A 22,206-nucleotide genomic window follows, 5' to 3' on the forward strand; every position below is an offset into this window, starting at 1 on the left:
ATTACCGTAGTATGAATGCGTTAAATAAGACATCGGTGACCTGAATGTGCTCTTGATTTGTCTGAAGCTGATTAATCGTCTCTTTAATTTTATCCGCTAATTGAGGCTTTCCTTCGTCAGCAGAAAGTTCGCTCGCACTTTGCTGTGAAAAAAAGACGAGCAAACGACTACGAATTTCCGGAAGAAATTTCTCAATATTTTCTTTTGATTTTTCATCTTTTAACTTTAAGGTCAGGCCAATATAGAGTACACGTCTATTTTCCTGCTCTGATGGCTTTAAGCTAAGCGTGAATGTTTCCATCTGATAATAAATAGGTGCAGCGGACACTATGGCAGGCTCACTGTTGACACCTTCGGTCCTTTCTAATAATTGTTTTTTGACTGCCTGATGCTCAAACCAGATATATCCGGCCAGTGCCATCGTCGATATGGCAAGACTCATAAAAAACAGCAAAACCCATGGGATTTTGTTTTTCCCATCGGATATATTTCTTTTCTTGGACATACTAATAATGAATCCTGTTTCATTAATTCCGCCGGTAAAAAAATAACGTCCCCGGATGAGTGCTTTATTTTATTACAACTTACCAACAGAGCAATTCTCTAAAAAACGAAAATAAGTGTTCATAATTGAACGCTTGAGAAAAATATCAGACAAATGTATTAATTCCGTTGCTGTAGAGCCGTGGGGAAGAAATAATATGCTGCTCATCGGCATCCTCAAGTGTTTCCTCCCCACTCTCCAGATCCATCCTTCCCGTACCCGACCGCTCTTTTTCGAAGAAAGAGTTGGATGATGAGTTAGCATCTGCACTTACACTGCTCTGTCCGAGGTTAATACCTGATTCCGCCAGCGAGTGACGCAGAGACGGCAAGGCATTCTCTAACGCACTACGTGCTTGTGGGTTTTCAGCCATGAAGTGAATTTGCATACGCTCATTGCTCATGCGTAGGCTAATCTGTACTGCCCCTAACTCTTCTGGGTGCAAGCGCAATTCGGCATGCTGAATACCATCACGGGTAAAGCATGCAAGCTGTTGCCCTAAAGATTGCTGCCATTCGGTGGTGCCCGTCTGCTGGGGTAATGTCACTACTGCGGTGGGTATGACAACGGGTTTCGCCAAGGTAGTATCAGGGTTCGCCGTAGCAAAAACAGCCGTTGGCTCCGTTAAAGTCGCGGCATTGCTGACAGGCCCACTTAACTCCCCAGCAACAGCTTGTGGCACTGGCGGTTTTTCACGCTCTGAGAGGCTGCTTGGTAATATGTCAGCCTCCAGTGGCACTTCCCCTCGCGGCTTATCAGCCACCAGCATAAAGCGGTTATCTTGCTCTTGTCCGAGAGTGGCCTTAGCTTCCTGAATTTGTGATGCCGTGTGTGACAGCCCATGAGAAACGAGTGCATCAATGACCGGAACAGTAGCGGCAGAGGTATTGACCGTTGATTGAGGCGTACCGGTTTTTTCAGCAACAAATTTCGACACCCGGTGAGCAACAGATGCCTCAATGTTAGAGACATTTGCCGCGAGTACAGCGGCATCTCCCCTTTCAACAAGGGTATCAACGTTGATTGGCGCAGGAAGATTAACGGCGGTGGCCTCCTCGTCCGGACCTTCATCTGTTTGTGGCTGAGGGCTGTTATCGCCGTCAGAAACGCCAGTGGCTAACTTTGTCAGCAACCCAGACATTGTGGCGGCGAAATCACCCTCTTCACTCATCACGGCATCGGCGAGTACGTTTGTCGACGCGGTGACTGTCGGTATGGTATTGATGATCATCTTAATATTTCCTTCGTGATGCGCGTTGAGCGAATTCATCCATCATTTTTTGGTCCCGACGGCTCTCTTGCAGCAAACGAGCGGCTTCAGAGCGCTGCTTCAATGCATCAAAAGCATTGAGCCGCTGTTTATCCGTACGCCACATATTCACTGCGTTGTCGACTTGAGCCTCGCATATCGCCACTTGCTTGGTTTGATGGGAAACGACTTTATTCAGGGAGTCGATAAAGGATTGGCGAGATAACATATCAATCATCGTCATCCCCTCACCGACCATATGCGATTGCATTTGTTGACAATATTCACGCTCATAATTTTCCAGACGTTCAAGCTGGTTGTTCGCTTGGACAAATTCCTGACGCATTTTCCCTAGATGGGTGGTGGTATCGTTCAGCTTCTTGTCAGCAAGATCGCGTAATATATCCATTGGCTTATGAGTGGTCATTTTTTACTCTACTTTACGTCTAAGGCATTTCAGGGAATAACGAAGCTAACTGAATAAAGGACTCGTCATATTCGCTCTGCTCGTAGATCCCCTGCTGTAGATAGCTTTCAAGCTGCGGATAAAGCGCAATCGCCTGATCAAGTAAGGGATCACTCCCAGCAGCATAGGCACCGACACTAATCAGATCGCGATTACGCTGGAAAGAGGAGAGAAGCTGCTTAAATCGCTGTACTTTCTTATAGTGTGTCGGCGCAATAAGTTCGGTCATTGCGCGGCTGATTGAGGCTTCTATATCAATTGCCGGATAGTGCCCAGATTCGGCCAAACGTCGCGAAAGTACGATATGCCCGTCAAGAATGGCGCGAGCGGAGTCCGCAATGGGATCCTGTTGATCATCACCTTCTGTCAGCACGGTATAAAACGCGGTAATTGATCCCCCCCCTTTTATCCCGTTGCCCGCACGTTCAACCAGTGCAGGCAGTTTGGCAAACACGGAAGGCGGGTAACCTTTCGTGGCAGGAGGTTCGCCGATGGCCAGTGCGATTTCACGTTGTGCCATGGCATAACGGGTCAAAGAATCCATAATCAGCAGGACATTTAACCCACGGCTACGAAAATCCTCTGCAATACGGGTGGCATATACCGCTCCCTGCATACGTAAGATGGGTGAAACATCGGCAGGAGCCGCAATCACGACTGAACGGCTAATGCCTTCTTTGCCGAGAATGTTCTCAATAAAATCTTTCACCTCACGCCCACGTTCACCAATCAGCCCAACCACAATCACATCCGCTTTGGTGTAACGCGCCATCATGCCAAGTAAAACGCTTTTACCGACACCTGACCCGGCAAATAGCCCCATCCGTTGGCCACGGCCAACGGTTAGCAGACCATTAATGGCCCTGACCCCTACGTCCAAAACATCTTTGATAGGGTCACGTAGCAGCGGGTTAAACGGGGGCGTAAAAAGCTCGCCACGATGCATCGCTGAGGGGGGTGGAAGTCCATCTAGCGGGCGAGCTCTGGCATCCAGTACTCGCCCAAGCAAGACATCCCCCAACGGCAATTGTTTACCCCCCGCATTCCCTTCTTCTGCGTAGGCACGCGCCCCCGGTAACACACCATCAACATTTTCGAGCGGCATCAAAAAGAGTGTCTGGCCATTAAAGCCGACCACTTCACTTTCGACGTATTGCTGCCCGTCGCTACGTTCGCACTCCACTAGGCATAATGTTCCGATAGGCAACTTCAGCCCAATCGCCTCCATTACAAGCCCCGTGGCGCGGACCAACTTGCCGTACTGCCTACGCGGAGGTAATGCCGCGATGACCTCTTCTTTACGATCAAGATCGTTAAGCCATGATTTCAGTCGAGAAGTCATTCGTGATGTTCCTCACGCACGAGGGTGCACAACATTTTCCAACGTGTTTCAAGACTTTCATCAATCTCTCCCTCATCGGAAGTGATGCGGCAACCGCCGGGTAACATGTCTTCGTCCACATTTAACGTCCAGCCGCGTTTTTCAAGGGTCTTGCTAAACTGTTGTGCGATAAATGGCTCATCTTCCGTGCTGACCCACATCTGCGTCTGTTCCTTAAACAGCGGCTCATCACGCAACAAATGTTGAATACGCTCCTGCAACATCTCATTAGTGCTGTCATTGACGATATTCTTGCCCAGCAAGGCACGGGCTGCACTGAGTGACAATTGTGCCAATCGCGAAGGGATGACACTGTCTAGGCTATCAAGTGCACCTTGCACGTTTTGCAACAGTGTCTTAAGGCGAATAGCAGTCTGTTCCTGCTGCGCATTTATCTCCGTTCTGCCGGTTTCTCGCCCCTCCTCCAATCCTTGTTGCACACCCGCGTCGTAGCCCTCTTTTTTACCCTCTTCATAGCCACTGGCCTTACCCTTCTCAAATCCTTTTTCTTCGGCTTGTTTACGCAGGCGTGATAATTCCGCTTGTAGCTTTGCTTCCGACAGGGGGTCTTCACCCGCCACGTTCACACGTATGGTCGGTAAAGCGTCTTCCTCGTTATTATCGAGCAGGTTCGCAGGTCGCCAAGGCTGCCACATCTTTTGCGGGTCATTATCAGACGTAGACATCCTCACCGCCTCCTATAATGATTTCGCCACTTTCTGCCAGACGTCTTACCAACATAAGAATATTTTTCTGTTCTGTTTCTACCTGAGACATTCTCACTGGGCCGCGTGAGTTCAGATCCTCGATCATGATCTCCGATTGACGACGAGACATGTTGCGGAAGAACTTATCGCGCAATGCTTGATCAGATCCTTTGAGTGCCACAATGAGCGATTCGGAATCGATATCCTGCAAAATCCGTTGAATACTGCGGTCTTCCATCTCAACAAGATTTTCGAACAGGAACATTTCGTCGATAATTTTCTGGGCCAACTCTTGGTCGAACTCTCGAACAGCAGCAATAACGGCATCTTCCTGTTGGGTTTTCATCAGGTTGAGAATTTCCGCCGCTGGACGCACGCCTCCCATCTTGCTGCGTTTGAGATTTTGACCGTGTAGCAAGTTATTGAGTACTTCGGTCAGTTCTTGTAGTGCCACTGGCTGTACACCGCCAAATGTGGCAATACGCAGCATAATGTCGTTACGCACTCGCTCATCGAATTTAGCCAAAACATCGGCAGCTTGGTTGCGCTTGAGATGAACCAAAATAGTGGCAATAATCTGTGGATGCTCATCGCGAATGAGATCACTCACTGCCTGTGGCTCCATAAAGTTCAACGTCTCGATACCGTCGTTGCCGGACTGCGTATCCAGTAGATCTTCTAGCAGACTATTTGCTCGCTCTTCCCCGAGCGCACGCACCAACACATTGCGCAGATATTCACTGGTATCGACACTCAGTGCAGCGTATTCACCTGCATCACGCTGAAATTCATTCATCACTTGAGCAAGCTGCTCGTGGGTATAGCTCCCCATTCTGACCATGGCACTACTTATCTGCGTCACCTCATGAGCATTAAGATGCTTAAAGACTTCTGCCGCACGTTCGTCGCCCAGCGTAATCATGACGACAGCGCTTTTCTCATAAGCGTTCATTACGACTTCTGCTCCTTATTCATCCATTGGCGGACAACCAGCGCAATGATCTGCGGATCTTGTTCAGCCAACTCACGAAGTTTTTGTGTATTCAGCTCACTTTGTAGCTTCTGTTGTGCCTTCATCCGCTGGCTATCTTCTGCTCGATGTGACTTCGCATCGATCTCTGCCTGTCGGGCTTCTTTTTCCATCTCAAGACGTTGCAGCGCAAACTCTTGATGTTTCATCCAGAACGGTTGCACCGCTTTGCGCCACAGCACCCAAGCGATTAATGCAATGAACAAATAGCGCAACACCGTGAGGAGCATGTTGATAAATTCAGGTTGCTTCCACAGTGGTGGCTGAGCACTTTCATCTAGCGTGCTGAACGGGGTATTCACGATATTGACGGTATCGCCACGCTGGCTGGAATAACCAATCGCTTCTTTAGCCAATGCATTAATTTGTTCCAACTGCTCTTTCGATAACCCCGCGTTCTCGCCGGTTTCTGTTGGCTGGTAATTCAACACAATAGCCACTGAAAGACGTGTCACCGTGCCCGTACTTTTACGGGTATGCGTTAAGGTTTTATCGACCTCGTAGTTAGTGGTTTCATCGTTGCGTTGGTTATAAGGCAGTATTGGTGCTGTCGCCGCGGTATTGGTGTTCCCTTGTGCTCGGTTAGCCGCAGCACCTGTTGCCGGTGGTGGCGTGGGTTTCTCAATCGGCGCACTGGTCGGCATTGGTGGCTGATTACTTAACGCGCCAGGTGCCCCGCCGACACCACTGCGTCCACCTTGTTCTGAGGAACTGCTTTGACGGCTACGGATCGCCATTTTTTCTGGCGAGCTGTTAGGCTGATATTGCTCCGCAGTCTGCTCATGTTCGGTAAAGTCCATCTGCGCAGTCACTTGCGCGCGAACATTACTCGCGCCGACGATCGGCGTTAAGATCGCAAGAATACGTCTCTGGTAATCGCTCTCAATCTCACTGGTGTACTTCAGTTGAGACGCCTGAGTTGCCTGCCCGCTGTTTTGTGTCAGCAAGTTCCCCGCTTGGTCCACAATGGTGACATTACTGGCCGTCAAGCCGGGAACCGCACTGGAAATAAGGTAAGCGATGGCATTCACTTGGTTAGGCTCAAGTGTTCTCCCGCTCGCAATGGTTAACGTCACCGACGCGGTGGGTTGCTTTTGCTCACGGACAAAAAGTGACTGCTTTGGCAGTGCCAGATGCACACGGGCAGCGGTAACCGGCCCGAGTGTATCTATCGTCCGAGCAAGCTCACCTTCCAGCGCGCGCTGATAATTAACCTGCTCATTGAACTGACTGATACCAAATTTCTCTTGGTCCATGAGTTCAAAACCCACATTCCCACCCTTTGGTAACCCCTGCTGGGCAAGCTTTAGCCGAATTTCGTAAATACGATCAGCAGGTACCAGAATCGCCCCACCATGTTCTTCAAAACGGTAAGGGACCTGCATCTGTGTCAACTGAGCAACGACTGCCCCTGCGTCTTGATCGCTAATATTGTTGTAGAGCAATCGGTAATCGGGTGTTCTGGTCCATAACAGAAGCGCAATAACAATGGAGATCGCAGCCGCAGCAGCAATCGCAAATAATATTTTTGGGTTAGCACGAATTCTTTCGAATGCTGCTTTTAGCTCAAGAGTGCTATTTTTATTGTTGCCAGTGGTTGTGGCATTCATGCCATAGTCCTGTAAATATTAATAATGCAGCGTAATAACAATTGCCAATCAGCACTTCCAGTCTTTGAAGGACAACCTTGTGATCTCGGGAATAATTCCGATGCGTATTATCCATAGAATGGGCAAGTTACTAATATGCGATAAGCTTGAATTTTCGTTAGCTCTTTGCGCAATGCTGTACTTTCCGCGCATGTTATACTGGCGATATTAATGACAGAATAAAGCATGTGAAAAGGTAATAAATATGTCGATGCCCGTACAGGCAATGAATAATGTTTTGGAGCAAATTCAGCTTCAAGCAAGTCAGGTCAAAGGCGCTCAGAAAACGAATAATGGTTTTGAACATAAGCAGTCTTTAAATTTTACGGATATTTTATTTCAAAGCATCAGTAATATTAGCGATTTGCAAACTGAGACAAAAACACAGTCGCAGAACTATATGAGCGGCGTGCCTGGCATCGGCCTGAACGATGTGATGGTCTCACTACAAAAATCTTCTGTCGCATTAAGCCTCGGTGTTCAAGTTCGAAATAAGCTCATTAGTGCTTATCAGGAAATAATGAATATGTCTGTCTAACCCTGAGACTTCATTGTGGGCTTTGCGCCAACACCTAAGGTGAGAGAGAAAATAAACTTTTAATATTTCTTTCGCGCCACAGTGTTTTAAAGATCTCCATATCAATTACCTTTGAAGGATGCCTTTGATAGTTAATATCAGAGCATTAGCAACTATGTTTAATAAAAGTACTTTTAGCAAAACATTAGATTCTAATCAATATATTCAGTACATTCTCGCGGACAATGAACTGGCTAAAATTGCCGATCTTATTTATCGTCGTGCAGGTATTGTCTTATCCGAACAGAAAAAAGATATGGTTTTCAACCGCCTTTCACGTCATTTACGTGCGCGAGGTTTATCTTCTTTTAAAGAATATATTGCCATATTAGAAGCCAATCCAGAGGGCCCGGAATGGCAACAGTTTATTAATGCTCTGACCACGAATTTGACCTCCTTTTTCCGCGAAGCGTACCACTTTCCAATCCTCGCCAATCATGCACGCTCACGTCCAACGGATTATTCCGTGTGGTGTGCCGCAGCCTCCACTGGCGAAGAGCCTTGGTCAATTGCCATCACGCTAGAAGAAACCCTTGGTCGTAGCCCTAACACCACGCGGGTCTGGGCGACTGACATTGACACCGAAGTATTAAAAAAAGCGACTCAAGGGCTCTATCAGTTGAGCGATATACAGTCTCTGTCAGATGAACAGAAACGCCGCTGGTTCTTGCGCGGCAGAGATGAGCAAGAACAAATGGTGAAAGTGAAGCCCGAACTGGCTGCTTGCGTTCATTTCGAGCAACTCAATTTAATGGCCGCCACATGGAATGTCCCTGCTCCTTTTGACGCCATTTTTTGTCGTAACGTTTTGATTTATTTTGATCAAAAAACGCAGGAAACCATCATTAACCGCTTTGCCAAAATGCTGAAACCCGGTGGCCTACTTTTTGTCGGGCATTCGGAACATTTCAGCAACTCTAGCGGGCCACTGCGCCTAGAAGGCCAATCTGTTTACTCCCTCGCAGGGAAAAAATAATGAAAAAAATCAAAGTAATGTGCGTGGATGACTCTACGTTAATACGTAATATCATGACCAGTATTGTCAACAGTCAACCTGATATGGAAATGGTGGCTGTGGCACTCGATCCCATCATCGCCCGTGATTTGATTAAGGTTCACAATCCAGATGTGCTGACATTGGATGTTGAGATGCCACGCATGGATGGGTTGGATTTTCTAGAACGCCTCATGCGCCTACGGCCTATGCCCGTCATTATGGTTTCTTCGCTCACGAGCAAAGGATCTGAAATCACGCTGAGTGCGTTAGAACTGGGTGCCGTTGATTTCATTACCAAGCCACAGATCGATCTGCAAAACAGCATGCGTCTTTACAGTGACCTCATTGCAGAAAAGATTCGTATGGCGGCGCAGGCACGGGTCTATCGTCGCGACAGCCAAATGACAAAACCGAAAACGATTAAAACGCCCCTGTTTGGGAGTGAAAAGATCATTGCGATTGGTTCCTCAACGGGGGGAACGGAAGCCTTGCGTCATGTGCTAATGCCGATGCCGCTGACCTGTCCAGGGATAGTGATAGCACAACATATGCCACCTGGCTTTACCCACTCCTTTGCCGAGCGGCTCAATAAGATTTGCAGCATTTCAGTGAAAGAGGGCGAAGAAGGCGATCGCGTGTTGCCTGGCCATGCCTATATTTCCCCTGGCGGCAAGCACATGGAGCTGGTTCGCAGCGGTGCTAACTATCACCTGAGTCTTAACGAACGCCCTCCCCTCAATCGTCATCGTCCCTCGGTCGATATGCTGTTGCAATCCGTCGCCAAAACAGCGGGTAAAAATGCCGTCGGTGCCATTCTCACGGGAATGGGGAATGACGGCGCACAAGGTCTGCTCGATATGCGTAATGCGGGAGCATGGACATTAGCTCAGAGCGAGAAAACCTGCGTGATTTACGGCATGCCGAGAGAGGCCGTTAAGTTAGATGCCGCCTGCGAAATTACCGACCTTGACCAAATCAGCGAACGTATTCTCAAAAATGTCTCGGGGCAAGCTCACCGTATTTAATGCCTCGCTTATTTGAGCGAGCGAAACGAAAACCAACTTTTATTCATTAGGAAAATAATCATGGTAGACAAGAATTTACGTTTTTTGGTCGTTGATGACTTTGCCACTATGCGGCGCATTGTTCGTAACCTGCTCAAAGATCTTGGCTTCAACAATGTGGAAGAGGCTGAAGACGGGCACGATGCCCTTGGCAAACTGCGCGAATCATCATTCGATTTTGTGATTAGCGACTGGAACATGCCTAACCTCGATGGTCTGCAACTGCTCAATGAAGTTCGTAAAGACCCGAACCTTAGCAGCCTACCCGTACTGATGGTCACAGCAGAAGCGAAAAAAGAAAACATTATTGCCGCCGCGCAAGCTGGCGCTAATGGGTATGTCGTCAAACCATTTACCGCCGCCACGCTAGAAGAAAAGCTGAATAAAATTTTTGAAAAACTGGGATGGTAACTAATGGATACACAACCAACCGCACAACCTAAAGAAAACTTCCAAAGTATTTTTTCTCGAATTGGTCACCTGACTCGGCTCCTACGTGACAGCATGACTGACCTTGGACTCGATCGTGCCATCATGGATGCCGCTGAGGCGATCCCTGATGCTCGAGACCGCCTTAACTACATTGTGAGCAAGACGTCACAGGCGGCAGATCGTGCGTTGAATTGCGTTGAGATCGCACGTCCATTGCAGGACGAGCTCAACGAAAAAGCCCTCGCACTGACCTCTCGTTGGGACGAGTGGTTTGACGAGCCGGTAGAGATGCCGGTGGCAAAAGAGCTGGTGAAAGACACTCGCTCATTTCTGGCACAGGCTCCCCTTATCGCCAGTCAAACGAATGAGCAATTAATGGAAATCATGATGGCGCAGGATTTCCAAGACCTCACCGGCCAAGTTATTCAGCGGATGATGAAGCTCATTGAAGCGTTGGAAAAGGAGCTGATACAAGTCCTGGTGGAGAACATGCCCGAAGCCAATAACGCCACAGCCGAAAAACCAAACGAGCTCAAAAATGGCCCGCAAATCGACCAAAGTAAGGTCGGTATTGTCGCCTCTCAGGATCAAGTTGATGACTTACTTGAAAGCCTGGGCTTCTGATACCTCTAAAGCAGGTAACCCCGTTCTGATGTCTCTGATCGTCGGAATAGGTTTGCCTATGTTGTTGCACGCGTTATTCGCGAAGCAGTTGAACGACTTTTGCGATTATCCCCATGTCACAAGACAGTGATGTAGAAAAAACAGAAGACCCCACCCCCCATAAACGGGAGAAAGCACGTAAAGAAGGACAGATTCCACGCTCTAAAGAGCTCACTTCTTTCATTATGTTGCTATTAGGGTGGTCATTAATGTTCACCGCGGGTGGGTTGATGGCGAGTCGTTTAGCGCAGTTACTTCAAACTGGGCTGAGATTCGATAGCGGTCTTGTTGCTGATGTGAATACGATGTTTTATCAGACCTACCATCTGATAGGCATGATGGTCAGTGCCGCGTTGCCTTTTATGCTTGGACTCTTTATCACCGGTATTGCTTCGCCGCTGTTAATTGGTGGCTTGAATTTGAGTTCGAAATCTCTAAAGGTCGATTTAAAACGCATCTCTCCCATTTCTGGGCTAAAGCGCATGTTATCGGTCCAAGTGTTATCTGAGCTGTTAAAAGGGGTGCTCAAGGTAACACTGGTGGGTTGTGCCGGTGCATTCTTCTTCTATAAGAATAAAACTTATTTTATTCAGTTACTTAATGAACCGTTAAACGATGCGATGGCGGATGCCCTCACGCTGATTCTACGCGGTCTGTTGACGGTCATTATGTTTTTGCTGCCGGTCGCGGGCTACGACGTGTTTTACCAGTTCATGAGCAACCGGAAAAAACTACGCATGAGTCGCCAAGAGATCCGCGATGAATTTAAGCAACAGGAAGGGGATCCGCATGTTAAAGGGCGCATCCGCCAACTGCAACGCGCAGCGGCCCGCAGCCGCATGATGTCAGATGTTCCCAATGCAGACGTGATTGTGAATAACCCGACGCATTACTCCGTTGCACTGTCATATCAGGAAAAAGGCATGTCAGCGCCAGTGGTACTCGCCAAAGGTGCAGGCGAAATTGCGTTACGTATTCGTGAATTGGGTCAACAACATTCCATCCCGATGCTAGAAGCACCAACACTGGCTCGCGCCCTCTATCGGCATTGTGAGCCGGGTGAACAAATACCGGCGACACTTTATAGCGCCGTAGCAGAAGTACTTGCTTGGGTTTATGGCATTAAGCGTTGGCGCAATAACGGCGGAATCAAGCCGAAAGTGCCTAGCCAACTGCCCGTTCCACCCAATATGGATTTTCAAACCAGAGAGTAAAAACTGATGGCAAATATCGCCAGCAAATTACGTTTACCGAATTTAAAACAGACGCAGTGGCAGATTCTCGCTGGGCCTGTTCTGATCATGATGATCCTCGCGATGATGGTGCTGCCATTACCGCCTCTCGTGCTGGACGCCTTTTTCACGTTTAATATTGTTCTGTCGTTGATGATCTTGCTGGTCACCATGTTTAACCAGAACACGCTCGAGTTTTCAGCATTTCCGACCGTGCTACTCTTCTCGACATTGTTAAGGTTAGCGCTAAACATTGCATCAACTCGTGTCATCTTGATGGACGGACACACCGGCCCAGCGGCCGCCGGTCACGTGGTTGAAGCATTTGGCCACTTTTTGGTGGGTGGCAACTTCGCCATTGGTATCGTGGTTTTCGCCATTCTGATCATCATTAACTTTATGGTCATAACCAAAGGTGCGGGGCGTATCGCCGAAGTGGGTGCTCGCTTCGCCTTAGATGGTATGCCCGGTAAGCAAATGGCTATTGATGCCGACCTTAACGCGGGCTTGATTGGGGAAGCGGAAGCGCGCAGCCGTCGTAAGGATGTCACCCAAGAAGCGGATTTTTACGGCTCGATGGATGGTGCCAGTAAATTCGTTCGCGGTGATGCAATCGCTGGGCTATTAATCATGGCAATTAACATGATAGGTGGCCTAATCATTGGTATGGTTCAGCACGATATGAGCTTTGCTCAAGCCGGTGAAACCTACACGTTGCTGACCATCGGCGATGGGCTGGTTGCGCAGATCCCTGCATTGATTATCTCAACGGCGGCGGGCGTTATCGTTACCCGTGTCTCTACCGAGCAAGACGTCGGCGAACAAATGGTTGGGCAATTGCTCACCAATCCGCGCGTCATGGTACTTGCTGCCATGGTCGTTGGTCTGCTGGGGATGATCCCGGGTATGCCTAACTTTATCTTTCTACTCTTTACTGCCTCACTACTGGCACTCGCTTGGTGGTTGCGTGGGAATGAAGAAAAAGAAGCAGCAAATCCGAAGCGCACTAATGCCAAAGAAGAGGCGGCAAAAGAAAGAGCAGAAGAAACGCAATCGACTGAGGCCTCTTGGTCTGATGTACAGATGGAAGACGTGCTCGGGCTGGAAGTCGGTTACCGTCTCATTCCGATGGTAGACAGTAAACAAGAAGGGCAGCTACTGACACGTATTCGTGGCATCCGTAAGAAATTCGCACAGGATATGGGTTTTCTGCTGCCATCAGTGCATATCCGCGACAATCTAGACCTCGCCCCCACCGCTTATCGCCTCTTACTTAAAGGGGTCGAAATTGGTCGTGGCGAAGTCCAGCCAGAACGCTGGATGGCCATCAACCCTGGCTGCGCCGAAGGCGAATTGGCGGGTACGCCTTGTCAGGACCCCGCTTTCGGATTGCCAGCCTACTGGATTGACGAGGTGCTACGCGAGCAGGCTCAAACACTGAGCTATACCGTTGTCGACCCAAGTTCAGTGATTGCTACGCATCTGAATCATCTGATCATCCTACACACAGATGAACTGTTTGGCCGCCAAGAAACACAGATGCTGCTCGAAAGGCTGACCAAAGAGATGCCCAAGCTGGTGGAAGATGTTATCCCCGGTATTGTCTCACTCACGTTGTTCCACAAAGTCTTGCAAAATTTGCTCGCCGAGCGAGTTTCCATTCGCGATATGCGCACTATTGTCGATACCTTAGCGGATTTTGCTGGCAACATGACCGACCCTGATGACTTGACCTCTCAAGTGAGAATACGCCTTGGTCGAGCCATCACTCAGCAGTGGTTCCCCGGTAGTGACGAATGCCAAGTCATTGGGTTGGACACCACGTTAGAACGCCTGCTTATCCAGTCAATCCAGAATAATACGGCGATAGAACCCGGCATCGCCAACAATTTACTGTCACAAACTGAACAGGCGATAACTCAGCAAAACTCGCTGAGACTCACCCCCGTGTTACTGGTTAATCCGTTACTACGCGTGATGCTCTCTCGTTTCTTGCGCCGATCGCATCCGCAATTGGTGGTGCTTTCTAGCATGGAAATCAGCAGCACTCGCACAGTCCGCGTGACTGCCGTGATCGGTGGCGAAAAGGAAAATATCTGATGATCAGAAAAATCATACCCACTCTGGCCGCACTTTTATTGCCCTACACCTCTCAGGCCGCGACACCAGGTTCTTGGAGCAAAGAGAGTGCTGGCGGCCATGTGAGTGTTGGCCGCCAACTGATGCTGGGCCAACCATTACATGCCCCAGAGTCAGTCCCCAGAACGGCGAGAGCCACCCGTATCCAGTGGCATATCTCATTGCTGACCACAACGCTGCCCCCGAATTTACAGATAAAGCTCTGCCATGCGAGTGCCTGTCGGCAGCTAGATGGACTTTCTGGTAAATTCACGCCGGATCCTTCATGGCCCGCTAACGGCAGCTACTATTTTATTTATTCCGTTGCAACAATAGGACAACTCCGCCCCCCGCTACGAGTGGTCAATAACGGAATCACTGTTAATTATCATTGAGGGCGGGTAATTATCATTGAGGGCGGGAATTAAGAATGGGAAGGCGATTCTCGTTTCGTGGAATGGAAATCGCCTTAATACCGTTATCAACCGATCAATCCTCAACAAGCGATTAATCAATTAAGTCGACATTATTGACATATATTGCGCGTTATAAAGCTGGCTACATTGATTACCATGGTGCAAGGCTGACATATTCTTCTGCAAAGATGAAAGTTGGCCTTTTAATCTATCGGCGATCTCTTTGTCATTTTTTTGCAAACATTGAATAACCTCACGCAGTGAGTTTTTTTCCTCAACAGTGAATTCGTTTTCATGAGAGGTTAACGCTTGCGGGAGATTTCCAAATATATCCTGAAGCAGAGTCACATATTTTTCAGCGAGCTCAGTCACGTCATCCCATTGCTCCTCACGCACTGCCTCAAGCAAAATAAGGTTCTTTTGATAACTTTCCTGAAAACAGGTGATAACGGTATTAGACATAATTAGCCTCAGTGCTGATATTCAATTTCTTTCCATGTCGCCGCGAGATCCATCAATAACTCATCTACTTGAGTCAGTTTATCCGGATCATTCTCTAAATTAGCCATAAGTAAGGTGCGAGACATATATTCGTATAGGCTTTCTAAGTCACCCGTAATCGATTCATCTACATCATGATCCAGCGACGCCCGTAGGCCATTATCAATAATATTAATCGCTTTAGAGAGCATTTCACCGCGTTTAGCCACATTACCGTTAGCGAAATAGATTTTTGCACGCAAAATAGCGTTATGAGCGCCATCAAATAGCATGGTAATCAGTTGATGTGGCGTTGCACCGGAAAGCTTGCTCTGCAGGTCAACCTGCGCGTAACCGTTAGACCCGTGAGATGTGTACATTCTTAGCTCCGTAGAAAGGCAGGAGTCTCCTCCTGCCGAGAAAGTTGATGAATTAAAGCGTTGAGATAAGCGCACCAAGCTGGTTACTGACACTGTTTAATTGCGCCATGGTTTTATCGAGATTCTGGAATTGAACCCGATAACGTTCCACCTGCGCATCAATCAGTGCCTGCGTTTTCTCAATCTGAATTTTTACCACATCCACTTGGCCGTTTAAGCTGTCTGTGGTCGCTTTGATGGAGCCATCAATTTTGTTTTCTGCATCGCCGGTAAAGTTGGTGATGATGCCGCTTAACTTGCTAGCCAGCCCCTCATTACCATTACGATCCATGAAGATATTGGCAACATCATCTGGATTCGTCGCAATGGCTTCATCCAGTTTGGCTTCATCAAGTGTCATCATGCCGGTGGATGAGTCAATTTTAATCCCGATGTCGGCCAATGAACTGTACTGGGCATTACTGTCACCATAAACGCCGTTAACGGTATATTTGATGTCATTCACCATACCGCGCAGCATCGAATCACCCATCAGAGCACCGTTCTCTGGATTAGGGGTTTGGACACCGCTATCTCCCAGCCCTACCGAGTCGTTCGGAACATATTTACTGGCAGAGTTGGTTTGAGTCATTAACGCATTATATTGCGCCACAAAATCTTTAATGCTGGTTTTGACCTGCGACGTATCTTGCGTCAGTGTCAGCTTTTCTGATTTTCCCTCTTCAGAAACCGCTTTTAGCTCAAGGGTAACGCCAGTCAGGATATCGTTAATGTTGTTGCTAGGGCGGGTATAATTACTGCCATCGACACGCAGTTTCGCATCCTGAGCATCGGCAACCGCCGTCATGCGATCGTTACCACCACGTCCACCGGGGATGAGATTCCCATCTTCATCAACGTGTTTTCCGCCGTCTTCAACGTGCAAAAAGTCATCCAGCGTATCATCGCCTTCAACTCGCACGCTCATCTCGCCATCAACACCGGTATTTTTTGAGCTAAGAACTAACTGATAACCATCATCGCTACGCTGTACACTGGCGCTAACGTCGCCATCTTCCTTATTGATTGCCTTAGCAATCTGATGCAATGAGGTTTCATCATCTTTCAGCTCGACTCTCATTTCAGAGCCATCTTTCTGCGTGATGATTAACGTGCGGTTGTTATCGTCAGTCTTTGACCCTTGGGCAGCATCAGCACTAGGCACCGCTTCCGTTTTCAACTTGTGTGACGCCGCAAGCTGAGTCACTGTCACATCATGCGTATCGGCATAAGCACCGGACGTTGCCGTCGCTGTAAACGCCTTATTGTTACTGACGCTCAAGGTATTAAAGGCATCAACTTGCAGCGTTTTTACGCTTTTATTGAGGGCATCTAACGAACTGGAAATCTGCCCCCAAGCTGAAATCTTGGCTTCGTAGCTCGCTTGTAGATTGGTATAGGGCTTAAGTCGCATTTGTTCGCTGACTTTGAGCGCTTCTAGCATGCCAGCCGTATCAAGCCCTGAGCCTATTCCTAATGAAGTTAATGAAGCCATGACATTCTTCCCTCTCGAATATAAAGTTTTATACTTATAAACATCGGCCCAGCAGATTAAAGCTAAAGATCAATATGGCTCAAATTAGGAAAAAATTAATCATTAGACCTCGCGATTAGCCAACAAGATGCATTTAGCCAACAAAAGACATTTAATCCACAAACCACATTTAACCCGACTTGAAACGGCTATTCCTTCTATATAGATAAGAGAGAAAACATTATATAGAAGGCCAGAATATCACCATCGATATAAAAGCAGTCAAAAATGACGCCAATTAAGTGCAATAAAATTAAAACAAAAATTAAATGAATAAAAACACTGATATCTCTATCGTTATTCATTGTTATTAACTCTAAATCGACAGATATTGCGAAATTTATTGTCATCGGATATTCAGTTAATTTTTCTCACACCGATATATTTAATACGTGATGCACTGAATCATCGCTGTATTACTAATTACTTATTTATCGCAAGCCCAACAAGTAAACGTATAGAGGAAATAATATGTCACAGGTAATTAACACCAATGCCATGAGCCTGGTTGCACAGAACAACCTGAATAAATCCCAGTCAGCTCTGGGCACCGCAATTGAGCGCCTGTCTTCTGGTCTGCGTATTAACAGTGCGAAAGACGATGCTGCGGGTCAGGCGATCAGTAACCGCTTCACGGCCAGTATTAATGGCCTGACCCAAGCATCTCGTAATGCTAACGATGGTATCTCTTTAGCGCAAACGACTGAAGGTGCATTGAATGAAATCAATGATAACTTGCAGAACATCCGTCGTCTGACTGTTCAGGCCTCTAACGGTACCAACTCTGAATCTGACCGTCAGTCTATCCAAGACGAAATTGATCAGCGTTTATCAGAAATCAACCGTATCTCTGAACAAACAGAGTTCAACGGCGTGAAAGTCCTGAGCAAAGATCAAACCTTGAGCATTCAAGTGGGCGCTAACGATGGCCAAACCATTGATATCAACTTGAGCCAGATGAATGCCACGACTTTAGGCATGGGTGGCTTCGATGTTGGCGCTGCGGGTAATGTTTCGCTGGCAAGCCTGGGTAGCGATGTAAAAGACGCTGATGGCAATGTCACGCAGATGACCAAAGAGTCTCTGGAAGAACTGAATGATGCCCTTTTCGGCGCAGGTAACACAGGTACCATTTACACCCTGACCGGTGAAAATGGCGAAACTGTCTTCTTGGGTATCGATCCCAAAACTGGTGAAGCTCAAGTCATCACCGCAGAAGTCGAAATTGATGAAGATGGCCTTGTCGCAGATACCATTACTTTTGGTACCGCTGTGGACGCGACTGCCGCACAAGTTTCACAGGCTACCCTGCTGAACACCGTTGACGCTGCACTGGCCCAAGTAGATGAATTACGTTCTAGCCTGGGTGCTGCTCAGAACCGTTTCTCTTCTGTTATCAGCAACTTGGACAGCACTGTAAACAACCTGTCTGAATCTCGCTCTCGTATTCTTGATGCCGACTTCGCTGCCGAAGTGTCTAACATGAGCCGCGCGAATATCTTGCAATCAGCGGGTACAACAGTATTGGCGCAAGCAAACCAAGTTCCACAGAACGTGTTATCTCTGCTGCGTTAATTTGTTTCGAGTTATTCATCATTATTTCCGGCGGCGCAAGTCGCCGGTTTTTTTTTATCTGGTCGCAACCATTTCATTATTTAAGGCCATGTCGCCTTGTCCTATTTTGTAAGTTAGCTTCCTTATTTTTTCGCTGAGCCACTGATTAATATTAATGAGAGATAGGTACATGTTTAAAACAATCCGCATGCGCATCATTGGTACTAGCATCATGATTGTCATTTTCTCCCTGACTATTAGTACATTTTTTAGTTATAGCGTTGCTGAGAAATATAATGAACAGGCAATTGACAGTACACTTAATGCACTCGCGTCAAGCTACCCACAGGGTATTAGCGATTGGGTAAAATCAAAAACTGATATGATTGCGTCACTCCAACCCGCCGCATTAACCGCCGACCCGCTCCCCGCCCTTAAACAAATTGCCTCTGCGGGAGGCTTCACCGATGTGTATGTCGGTTATGCCAATAAGATAACGCTTTTCACCGGTGAACCTGCTGATGCCGACCCCACCGAACGCCCATGGTATCAGCAAGCAAAGCAAGCAGGTCATGCTGTCATCACTCCCCCTTATTTTGATATTGCCTCCCAAACACTGGTGGTGACATTTGCTATTCCACTAATGAAAGAGGGTCATTTGTATGGCGTGATTGGCGGTGATGTCTCGATGGATAGTGTGATTAATTACGTTAACTCTCTCGATCCGCTGCCGGGTAGTTTCGGCATGTTGGTCGATAGCGCCGGCCTTATCATCTCGCACCCCGACACTAACCTCACGCTGAAACCTTTGTCATCGATAACCCGTCACTTGAATCTGAGTGAGGTTTTACAAGGAGACACTCCGGTCGATATTCAACTTAATGGCGAAACTAAGCGTGTCAAAGCCATGCCGATAGCCGGCACCGACTGGTACATCATGGTTGTGCAAGACAAAGAAACCTCTTCCGCAGGTATGCAATCTCTGCTGATCTCTTCAATCATTATCATGGTGTTGCTGGTTATCGTTTCGGCCATCGCGATTGGCTTTATCATTACCAAATCGTTTAAGCGCCTCTCAATGGTACGTGACATGCTGGAAACGATGGGGTCTGGTGACGGCGATTTAACACAACGCTTACCCACCGACGGACAGGATGAAGTGACGCAAATTGCGTTTTCTTTCAACAAATTCGTCGATAAGCTCAGCAAAATTATCGCCGAAATTCGTGTGACCAGCGAATATGTTAAAACAACGGCTGATGAAATCGCGACAGGCAATAACGATCTGTCAGGCAGAACGCAATCCTCGACGAGCAGTTTGCAGCAAATCGGGGCGTCACTGGCCCAAATTACGGCAACAGTTTCTCAATCAGTGCGATCAGCCAAAGAGGCTAGTGATACCGCGAAATATGCCTCTGAAGCAGCAGCACAGGGGGATAGCGTGATGTCTGATGTTATCACCACCATGGGGAGCATCGAACGCGCGTCAGCAAAAGTCAGCGATATTACCGGCGTAATCGATAATATTGCTTTTCAAACCAATATATTGGCACTCAATGCTGCGGTAGAAGCCGCTCGAGCCGGTGAGCAGGGGCGCGGATTTGCCGTGGTGGCCAATGAAGTTCGTAGTCTGGCCCAGAACAGCGCCCAAGCGGCAAAAGAAATTAAGCTACTGATAGAGTCCACAATAAGCAGCGTCTCGTCTGGTTCAGAATTGGTTCATTTGGCCAGCAACAGCATGAGTGACATTGTCAGCAATGTCTCAAATGTCAGTAGCGTGATGCAGGAAATCACTTCAGCGTCTGAGAAAAAGATGCAGAGTATTAATGAAATAAACCGAGCAATAGGGCAACTAGATAGTATGGTGCAGCAGAATGCCGATATGGTGGGGAAATCAGCCAAAGCCTCATCGACCTTACAGGAACGGGCAACCGGATTGGCGATAACAGCGGGAAGTTTCAAGGTGTAAACGCACGAATGTCATAATGGGTGAAATTATTATTGGGGCAACCGTGCCCCAATAATATTTGTAGTACTTGGTATCATGTTATACCAACCGCAGACTATCAATTTCATGTGTTTTATTATCATCAACTGAAAAAACGACAGGTGAAAATATACCGTTCAGATAAATAAAAATCTCCCTCGGAATCCTATTAACGTTGACAGGTTTCCATTTACTATTAATCAACTTCCATTTCTAATGCAATATACTGATAGGATTATCCATTCACTTACTGCGCGATTAAATTAACGAACCGATAGATACCAATCTTATTGGTGATGCCCACTTTCTTCATAATACTGTCTCGGCTGTAGTAGCTGGACGAGCCAAATCGATTTTTTTGATATCGAGTAATCGTCGCCATCGATTTGTTGTTTTTCATCATATTGATGATCTCTTTCTCTTTGATGGTGAGTGAACGCATAATCTCGCAATGCGGGCATAAATCACCATTCCCCCCCTGTACTGCGGTATCAATCGCCATTTGGATACTCATTTTGAAGCACTCTAATGACTCACCACTTTTCATATAGATAGCATCGTTGGCAGTACAACCTTCCCATCCGCGACTGATTATCGTGATAATCGCGACATTTTTATGCAATAAATCACAGGTGCATTGTTGCAAGCTGGCCGGTTTTGATCGAAAAAGAATTTTCAGTTCTTCTGTTTCACTCGTGAGATCTGACATTTCAACCCAACGGGTATTTTCAGCACCAAGAAGTTGTTCTACTAATATATAACAACCTGCCTGCATATAATTATCTAAGTCTTGAAAAGCAACAGCAGCCATAGAATAGCCCCCTTTAAGTTTTATATTTAAGTGAATATAAAAATACTTACACCCAAAGAATATTGATGAGAATTAGTGCATTGCTTAATCGAAGAAAAAGCTAATGACGTGTATATGTGTCAGGTGATAATGGCAGTTAATGCTAAAACATGGTGACTTTATTAATAACACCAACAGGATAAAAACTGGGAATAACACTTAAACTGACACGTTAGAAAACCGTATTTCAATAACGATAAGCCCATAGTCAAATAACGATAATCGCGTTGCCTATGGGCATAGAAACAAAAAAGTTTATACCGCGGTTCGAACCATGAATGACTGATTAGCGATTAATATTTTAATTCAACCAGCAACACTCAAATTCAACCATTAACACTCTAATTCAACCATCTTTTCGACGAGTGCGATTTCTTCGCTATTTAGCAGCTTCTCAATATCGACGAGAATCAACATGCGGTCATCCAACGCGCCTAGCCCAAGCAGATACTCCGTCGATAAGGTTACAGAGAAATCAGGTGCAGGCTTAATTTTTGCGGCCTCCAGCGACAAGACATCTGAAACACCATCTACAACGATTCCGACAACACGATCACCTAAATTAAGGACTATCACCACGGTGCTTTCGTTAATTTCAGCAGAGCTCAGTTGAAACTTCACCCGCAGATCGACGATCGGCACAATTGCACCGCGTAAATTGGTGACACCAGCGATAAATTTTGGCGCATTGGCAATCCGAGTCACACGATCATAGCCTCGAATTTCTTGTACTTTAAGAATTTCAATACCGTATTCTTCTGCCCCTAACCGGAAGATGAGATATTCGTGCCCATGATTGTCGTTGACGAGTTCTTTATCTGAACTAGAAAAATTCATTGTTTAACCTTTCTTAATGC

General features: G+C 47.1%; 22 protein-coding genes. 10 read left to right on the top strand and 12 right to left on the bottom strand.

The window, feature by feature from the left end; genetic code table 11:
* Position 1: 1 nt before the first annotated feature.
* The 7 genes from fliL to fliF form a co-directional block, all read right to left on the bottom strand.
* Positions 2–505 (bottom strand): flagellar basal body-associated protein FliL, encoded by a 504-nt coding sequence (fliL, locus tag BN68_RS14070; RefSeq protein ID WP_019211799.1) that lies wholly within the window; start codon positions 503–505, stop codon positions 2–4.
* Between the two features lie 145 nt (positions 506–650).
* Complete coding sequence (locus BN68_RS22970) at positions 651–1,775, bottom strand: flagellar hook-length control protein FliK (RefSeq protein WP_019211800.1); 1,125 nt, start codon at positions 1,773–1,775, stop codon at positions 651–653.
* Position 1,776: 1 nt separating this feature from the next.
* Positions 1,777–2,220 (bottom strand): flagellar export protein FliJ, encoded by a 444-nt coding sequence (gene fliJ / locus BN68_RS14080; RefSeq protein WP_019211801.1) that lies wholly within the window; start codon positions 2,218–2,220, stop codon positions 1,777–1,779.
* A 19-nt stretch (positions 2,221–2,239) separates the two neighbouring features.
* Positions 2,240–3,601 carry a flagellar protein export ATPase FliI gene (fliI, locus tag BN68_RS14085; protein WP_019211802.1) on the bottom strand — a complete coding sequence of 454 codons (1,362 nt, stop codon included), beginning with the start codon at positions 3,599–3,601 and terminating at the stop codon, positions 2,240–2,242.
* A complete protein-coding gene (locus BN68_RS14090) occupies positions 3,598–4,326 on the bottom strand; it encodes a flagellar assembly protein FliH (RefSeq protein ID WP_019211803.1) in 729 nt (242 codons plus the stop codon). Before BN68_RS14090 ends, fliI begins: the two co-directional genes overlap by 4 nt.
* Positions 4,313–5,299, bottom strand: a complete 987-nt coding sequence (gene fliG / locus BN68_RS14095) for a flagellar motor switch protein FliG (RefSeq protein WP_019211804.1) — start codon at positions 5,297–5,299, stop codon at positions 4,313–4,315. The genes BN68_RS14090 and fliG overlap by 14 nt, the downstream gene beginning before the upstream one ends.
* Positions 5,299–6,987, bottom strand: a complete 1,689-nt coding sequence (fliF, locus tag BN68_RS14100) for a flagellar basal-body MS-ring/collar protein FliF (protein ID WP_019211805.1) — start codon at positions 6,985–6,987, stop codon at positions 5,299–5,301. The genes fliG and fliF overlap by 1 nt, the downstream gene beginning before the upstream one ends.
* A gap of 244 nt (positions 6,988–7,231) precedes the next feature.
* Between fliF and fliE the strand changes: the two genes are divergently transcribed.
* The 8 genes from fliE (at position 7,232) to BN68_RS14140 (ending at position 14,504) form a co-directional block, all read left to right on the top strand.
* Positions 7,232–7,564, top strand: coding sequence for a flagellar hook-basal body complex protein FliE (gene fliE, locus BN68_RS14105; RefSeq protein ID WP_019211806.1), 333 nt, complete (start codon positions 7,232–7,234; stop codon positions 7,562–7,564).
* 154 nt (positions 7,565–7,718) lie between these two features.
* On the top strand, positions 7,719–8,579 hold the full coding sequence (locus BN68_RS14110; RefSeq protein ID WP_019211807.1) for a CheR family methyltransferase: 861 nt from the start codon (positions 7,719–7,721) through the stop codon (positions 8,577–8,579).
* Positions 8,579–9,625 (top strand): protein-glutamate methylesterase/protein-glutamine glutaminase, encoded by a 1,047-nt coding sequence (locus BN68_RS14115; RefSeq protein WP_019211808.1) that lies wholly within the window; start codon positions 8,579–8,581, stop codon positions 9,623–9,625. The genes BN68_RS14110 and BN68_RS14115 overlap by 1 nt, the downstream gene beginning before the upstream one ends.
* 60 nt (positions 9,626–9,685) lie before the next feature.
* Positions 9,686–10,075 carry a chemotaxis response regulator CheY gene (gene cheY, locus BN68_RS14120; RefSeq protein WP_019211809.1) on the top strand — a complete coding sequence of 130 codons (390 nt, stop codon included), beginning with the start codon at positions 9,686–9,688 and terminating at the stop codon, positions 10,073–10,075.
* Between the two features lie 3 nt (positions 10,076–10,078).
* Positions 10,079–10,720, top strand: coding sequence for a protein phosphatase CheZ (gene cheZ / locus BN68_RS14125; protein ID WP_019211810.1), 642 nt, complete (start codon positions 10,079–10,081; stop codon positions 10,718–10,720).
* Between the two features lie 113 nt (positions 10,721–10,833).
* A complete protein-coding gene (gene flhB / locus BN68_RS14130) occupies positions 10,834–11,973 on the top strand; it encodes a flagellar biosynthesis protein FlhB (protein WP_019211811.1) in 1,140 nt (379 codons plus the stop codon).
* Between the two features lie 6 nt (positions 11,974–11,979).
* Positions 11,980–14,091, top strand: a complete 2,112-nt coding sequence (gene flhA, locus BN68_RS14135; protein WP_019211812.1) for a flagellar biosynthesis protein FlhA — start codon at positions 11,980–11,982, stop codon at positions 14,089–14,091.
* Positions 14,091–14,504, top strand: coding sequence for a flagellar protein FlhE (locus tag BN68_RS14140; RefSeq protein ID WP_019211813.1), 414 nt, complete (start codon positions 14,091–14,093; stop codon positions 14,502–14,504). The genes flhA and BN68_RS14140 overlap by 1 nt, the downstream gene beginning before the upstream one ends.
* 120 nt (positions 14,505–14,624) lie before the next feature.
* On the opposite strand, the gene BN68_RS14145 is transcribed toward BN68_RS14140, so the two are convergent.
* The 3 genes from BN68_RS14145 to fliD are packed head-to-tail and all read right to left on the bottom strand — an operon-like array spanning position 14,625 to position 16,919.
* On the bottom strand, positions 14,625–14,987 hold the full coding sequence (locus BN68_RS14145) for a flagellar protein FliT (RefSeq protein WP_019211814.1): 363 nt from the start codon (positions 14,985–14,987) through the stop codon (positions 14,625–14,627).
* 8 nt (positions 14,988–14,995) lie between these two features.
* Complete coding sequence (fliS, locus tag BN68_RS14150) at positions 14,996–15,385, bottom strand: flagellar export chaperone FliS (protein WP_019211815.1); 390 nt, start codon at positions 15,383–15,385, stop codon at positions 14,996–14,998.
* Between the two features lie 52 nt (positions 15,386–15,437).
* Positions 15,438–16,919, bottom strand: coding sequence for a flagellar filament capping protein FliD (gene fliD, locus BN68_RS14155; protein ID WP_019211816.1), 1,482 nt, complete (start codon positions 16,917–16,919; stop codon positions 15,438–15,440).
* 510 nt (positions 16,920–17,429) lie between these two features.
* Here fliD and BN68_RS14165 point away from each other — a divergent pair.
* Positions 17,430–18,533, top strand: coding sequence for a FliC/FljB family flagellin (locus tag BN68_RS14165; RefSeq protein WP_019211818.1), 1,104 nt, complete (start codon positions 17,430–17,432; stop codon positions 18,531–18,533).
* Positions 18,534–18,702: 169 nt separating this feature from the next.
* Positions 18,703–20,481 (top strand): methyl-accepting chemotaxis protein, encoded by a 1,779-nt coding sequence (locus BN68_RS14170; protein WP_019211820.1) that lies wholly within the window; start codon positions 18,703–18,705, stop codon positions 20,479–20,481.
* 265 nt (positions 20,482–20,746) lie between these two features.
* Here the strand turns inward: BN68_RS14170 and BN68_RS14175 are convergent, their stop codons facing one another.
* Positions 20,747–21,310: a hypothetical protein gene (locus tag BN68_RS14175; protein ID WP_019211821.1), complete on the bottom strand. Its 564-nt coding sequence runs from the start codon at positions 21,308–21,310 to the stop codon at positions 20,747–20,749.
* 372 nt (positions 21,311–21,682) lie between these two features.
* Positions 21,683–22,186: a chemotaxis protein CheW gene (cheW, locus tag BN68_RS14180; protein WP_019211822.1), complete on the bottom strand. Its 504-nt coding sequence runs from the start codon at positions 22,184–22,186 to the stop codon at positions 21,683–21,685.
* Positions 22,187–22,206 lie beyond the last annotated feature (20 nt).

It is taken from the genome of Yersinia massiliensis CCUG 53443 (assembly GCF_000312485.1).
GTDB lineage: Bacteria > Pseudomonadota > Gammaproteobacteria > Enterobacterales > Enterobacteriaceae > Yersinia > Yersinia massiliensis.

Bases quoted from the DNA above. Each gene is read 5' to 3' on its own strand.
- cheY (WP_019211809.1), top strand. From the start codon at position 9,686: ATGGTAGACAAGAATTTACGTTTTTTGGTCGTTGATGACTTTGCCACT.
- BN68_RS14145 (WP_019211814.1), bottom strand. From the start codon at position 14,987: ATGTCTAATACCGTTATCACCTGTTTTCAGGAAAGTTATCAAAAGAAC.
- cheW (WP_019211822.1), bottom strand. From the start codon at position 22,186: ATGAATTTTTCTAGTTCAGATAAAGAACTCGTCAACGACAATCATGGG.
- fliG (WP_019211804.1), bottom strand. From the start codon at position 5,299: ATGAACGCTTATGAGAAAAGCGCTGTCGTCATGATTACGCTGGGCGAC.
- cheZ (WP_019211810.1), top strand. From the start codon at position 10,079: ATGGATACACAACCAACCGCACAACCTAAAGAAAACTTCCAAAGTATT.
- fliJ (WP_019211801.1), bottom strand. From the start codon at position 2,220: ATGACCACTCATAAGCCAATGGATATATTACGCGATCTTGCTGACAAG.
- BN68_RS14165 (WP_019211818.1), top strand. From the start codon at position 17,430: ATGTCACAGGTAATTAACACCAATGCCATGAGCCTGGTTGCACAGAAC.
- BN68_RS14175 (WP_019211821.1), bottom strand. From the start codon at position 21,310: ATGGCTGCTGTTGCTTTTCAAGACTTAGATAATTATATGCAGGCAGGT.
- fliD (WP_019211816.1), bottom strand. From the start codon at position 16,919: ATGGCTTCATTAACTTCATTAGGAATAGGCTCAGGGCTTGATACGGCT.
- fliE (WP_019211806.1), top strand. From the start codon at position 7,232: ATGTCGATGCCCGTACAGGCAATGAATAATGTTTTGGAGCAAATTCAG.
- flhB (WP_019211811.1), top strand. From the start codon at position 10,834: ATGTCACAAGACAGTGATGTAGAAAAAACAGAAGACCCCACCCCCCAT.
- BN68_RS22970 (WP_019211800.1), bottom strand. From the start codon at position 1,775: ATGATCATCAATACCATACCGACAGTCACCGCGTCGACAAACGTACTC.
- fliL (WP_019211799.1), bottom strand. From the start codon at position 505: ATGTCCAAGAAAAGAAATATATCCGATGGGAAAAACAAAATCCCATGG.
- fliF (WP_019211805.1), bottom strand. From the start codon at position 6,987: ATGAATGCCACAACCACTGGCAACAATAAAAATAGCACTCTTGAGCTA.
- fliI (WP_019211802.1), bottom strand. From the start codon at position 3,601: ATGACTTCTCGACTGAAATCATGGCTTAACGATCTTGATCGTAAAGAA.
- BN68_RS14110 (WP_019211807.1), top strand. From the start codon at position 7,719: ATGTTTAATAAAAGTACTTTTAGCAAAACATTAGATTCTAATCAATAT.
- BN68_RS14140 (WP_019211813.1), top strand. From the start codon at position 14,091: ATGATCAGAAAAATCATACCCACTCTGGCCGCACTTTTATTGCCCTAC.
- BN68_RS14115 (WP_019211808.1), top strand. From the start codon at position 8,579: ATGAAAAAAATCAAAGTAATGTGCGTGGATGACTCTACGTTAATACGT.
- BN68_RS14090 (WP_019211803.1), bottom strand. From the start codon at position 4,326: ATGTCTACGTCTGATAATGACCCGCAAAAGATGTGGCAGCCTTGGCGA.
- fliS (WP_019211815.1), bottom strand. From the start codon at position 15,385: ATGTACACATCTCACGGGTCTAACGGTTACGCGCAGGTTGACCTGCAG.
- BN68_RS14170 (WP_019211820.1), top strand. From the start codon at position 18,703: ATGTTTAAAACAATCCGCATGCGCATCATTGGTACTAGCATCATGATT.
- flhA (WP_019211812.1), top strand. From the start codon at position 11,980: ATGGCAAATATCGCCAGCAAATTACGTTTACCGAATTTAAAACAGACG.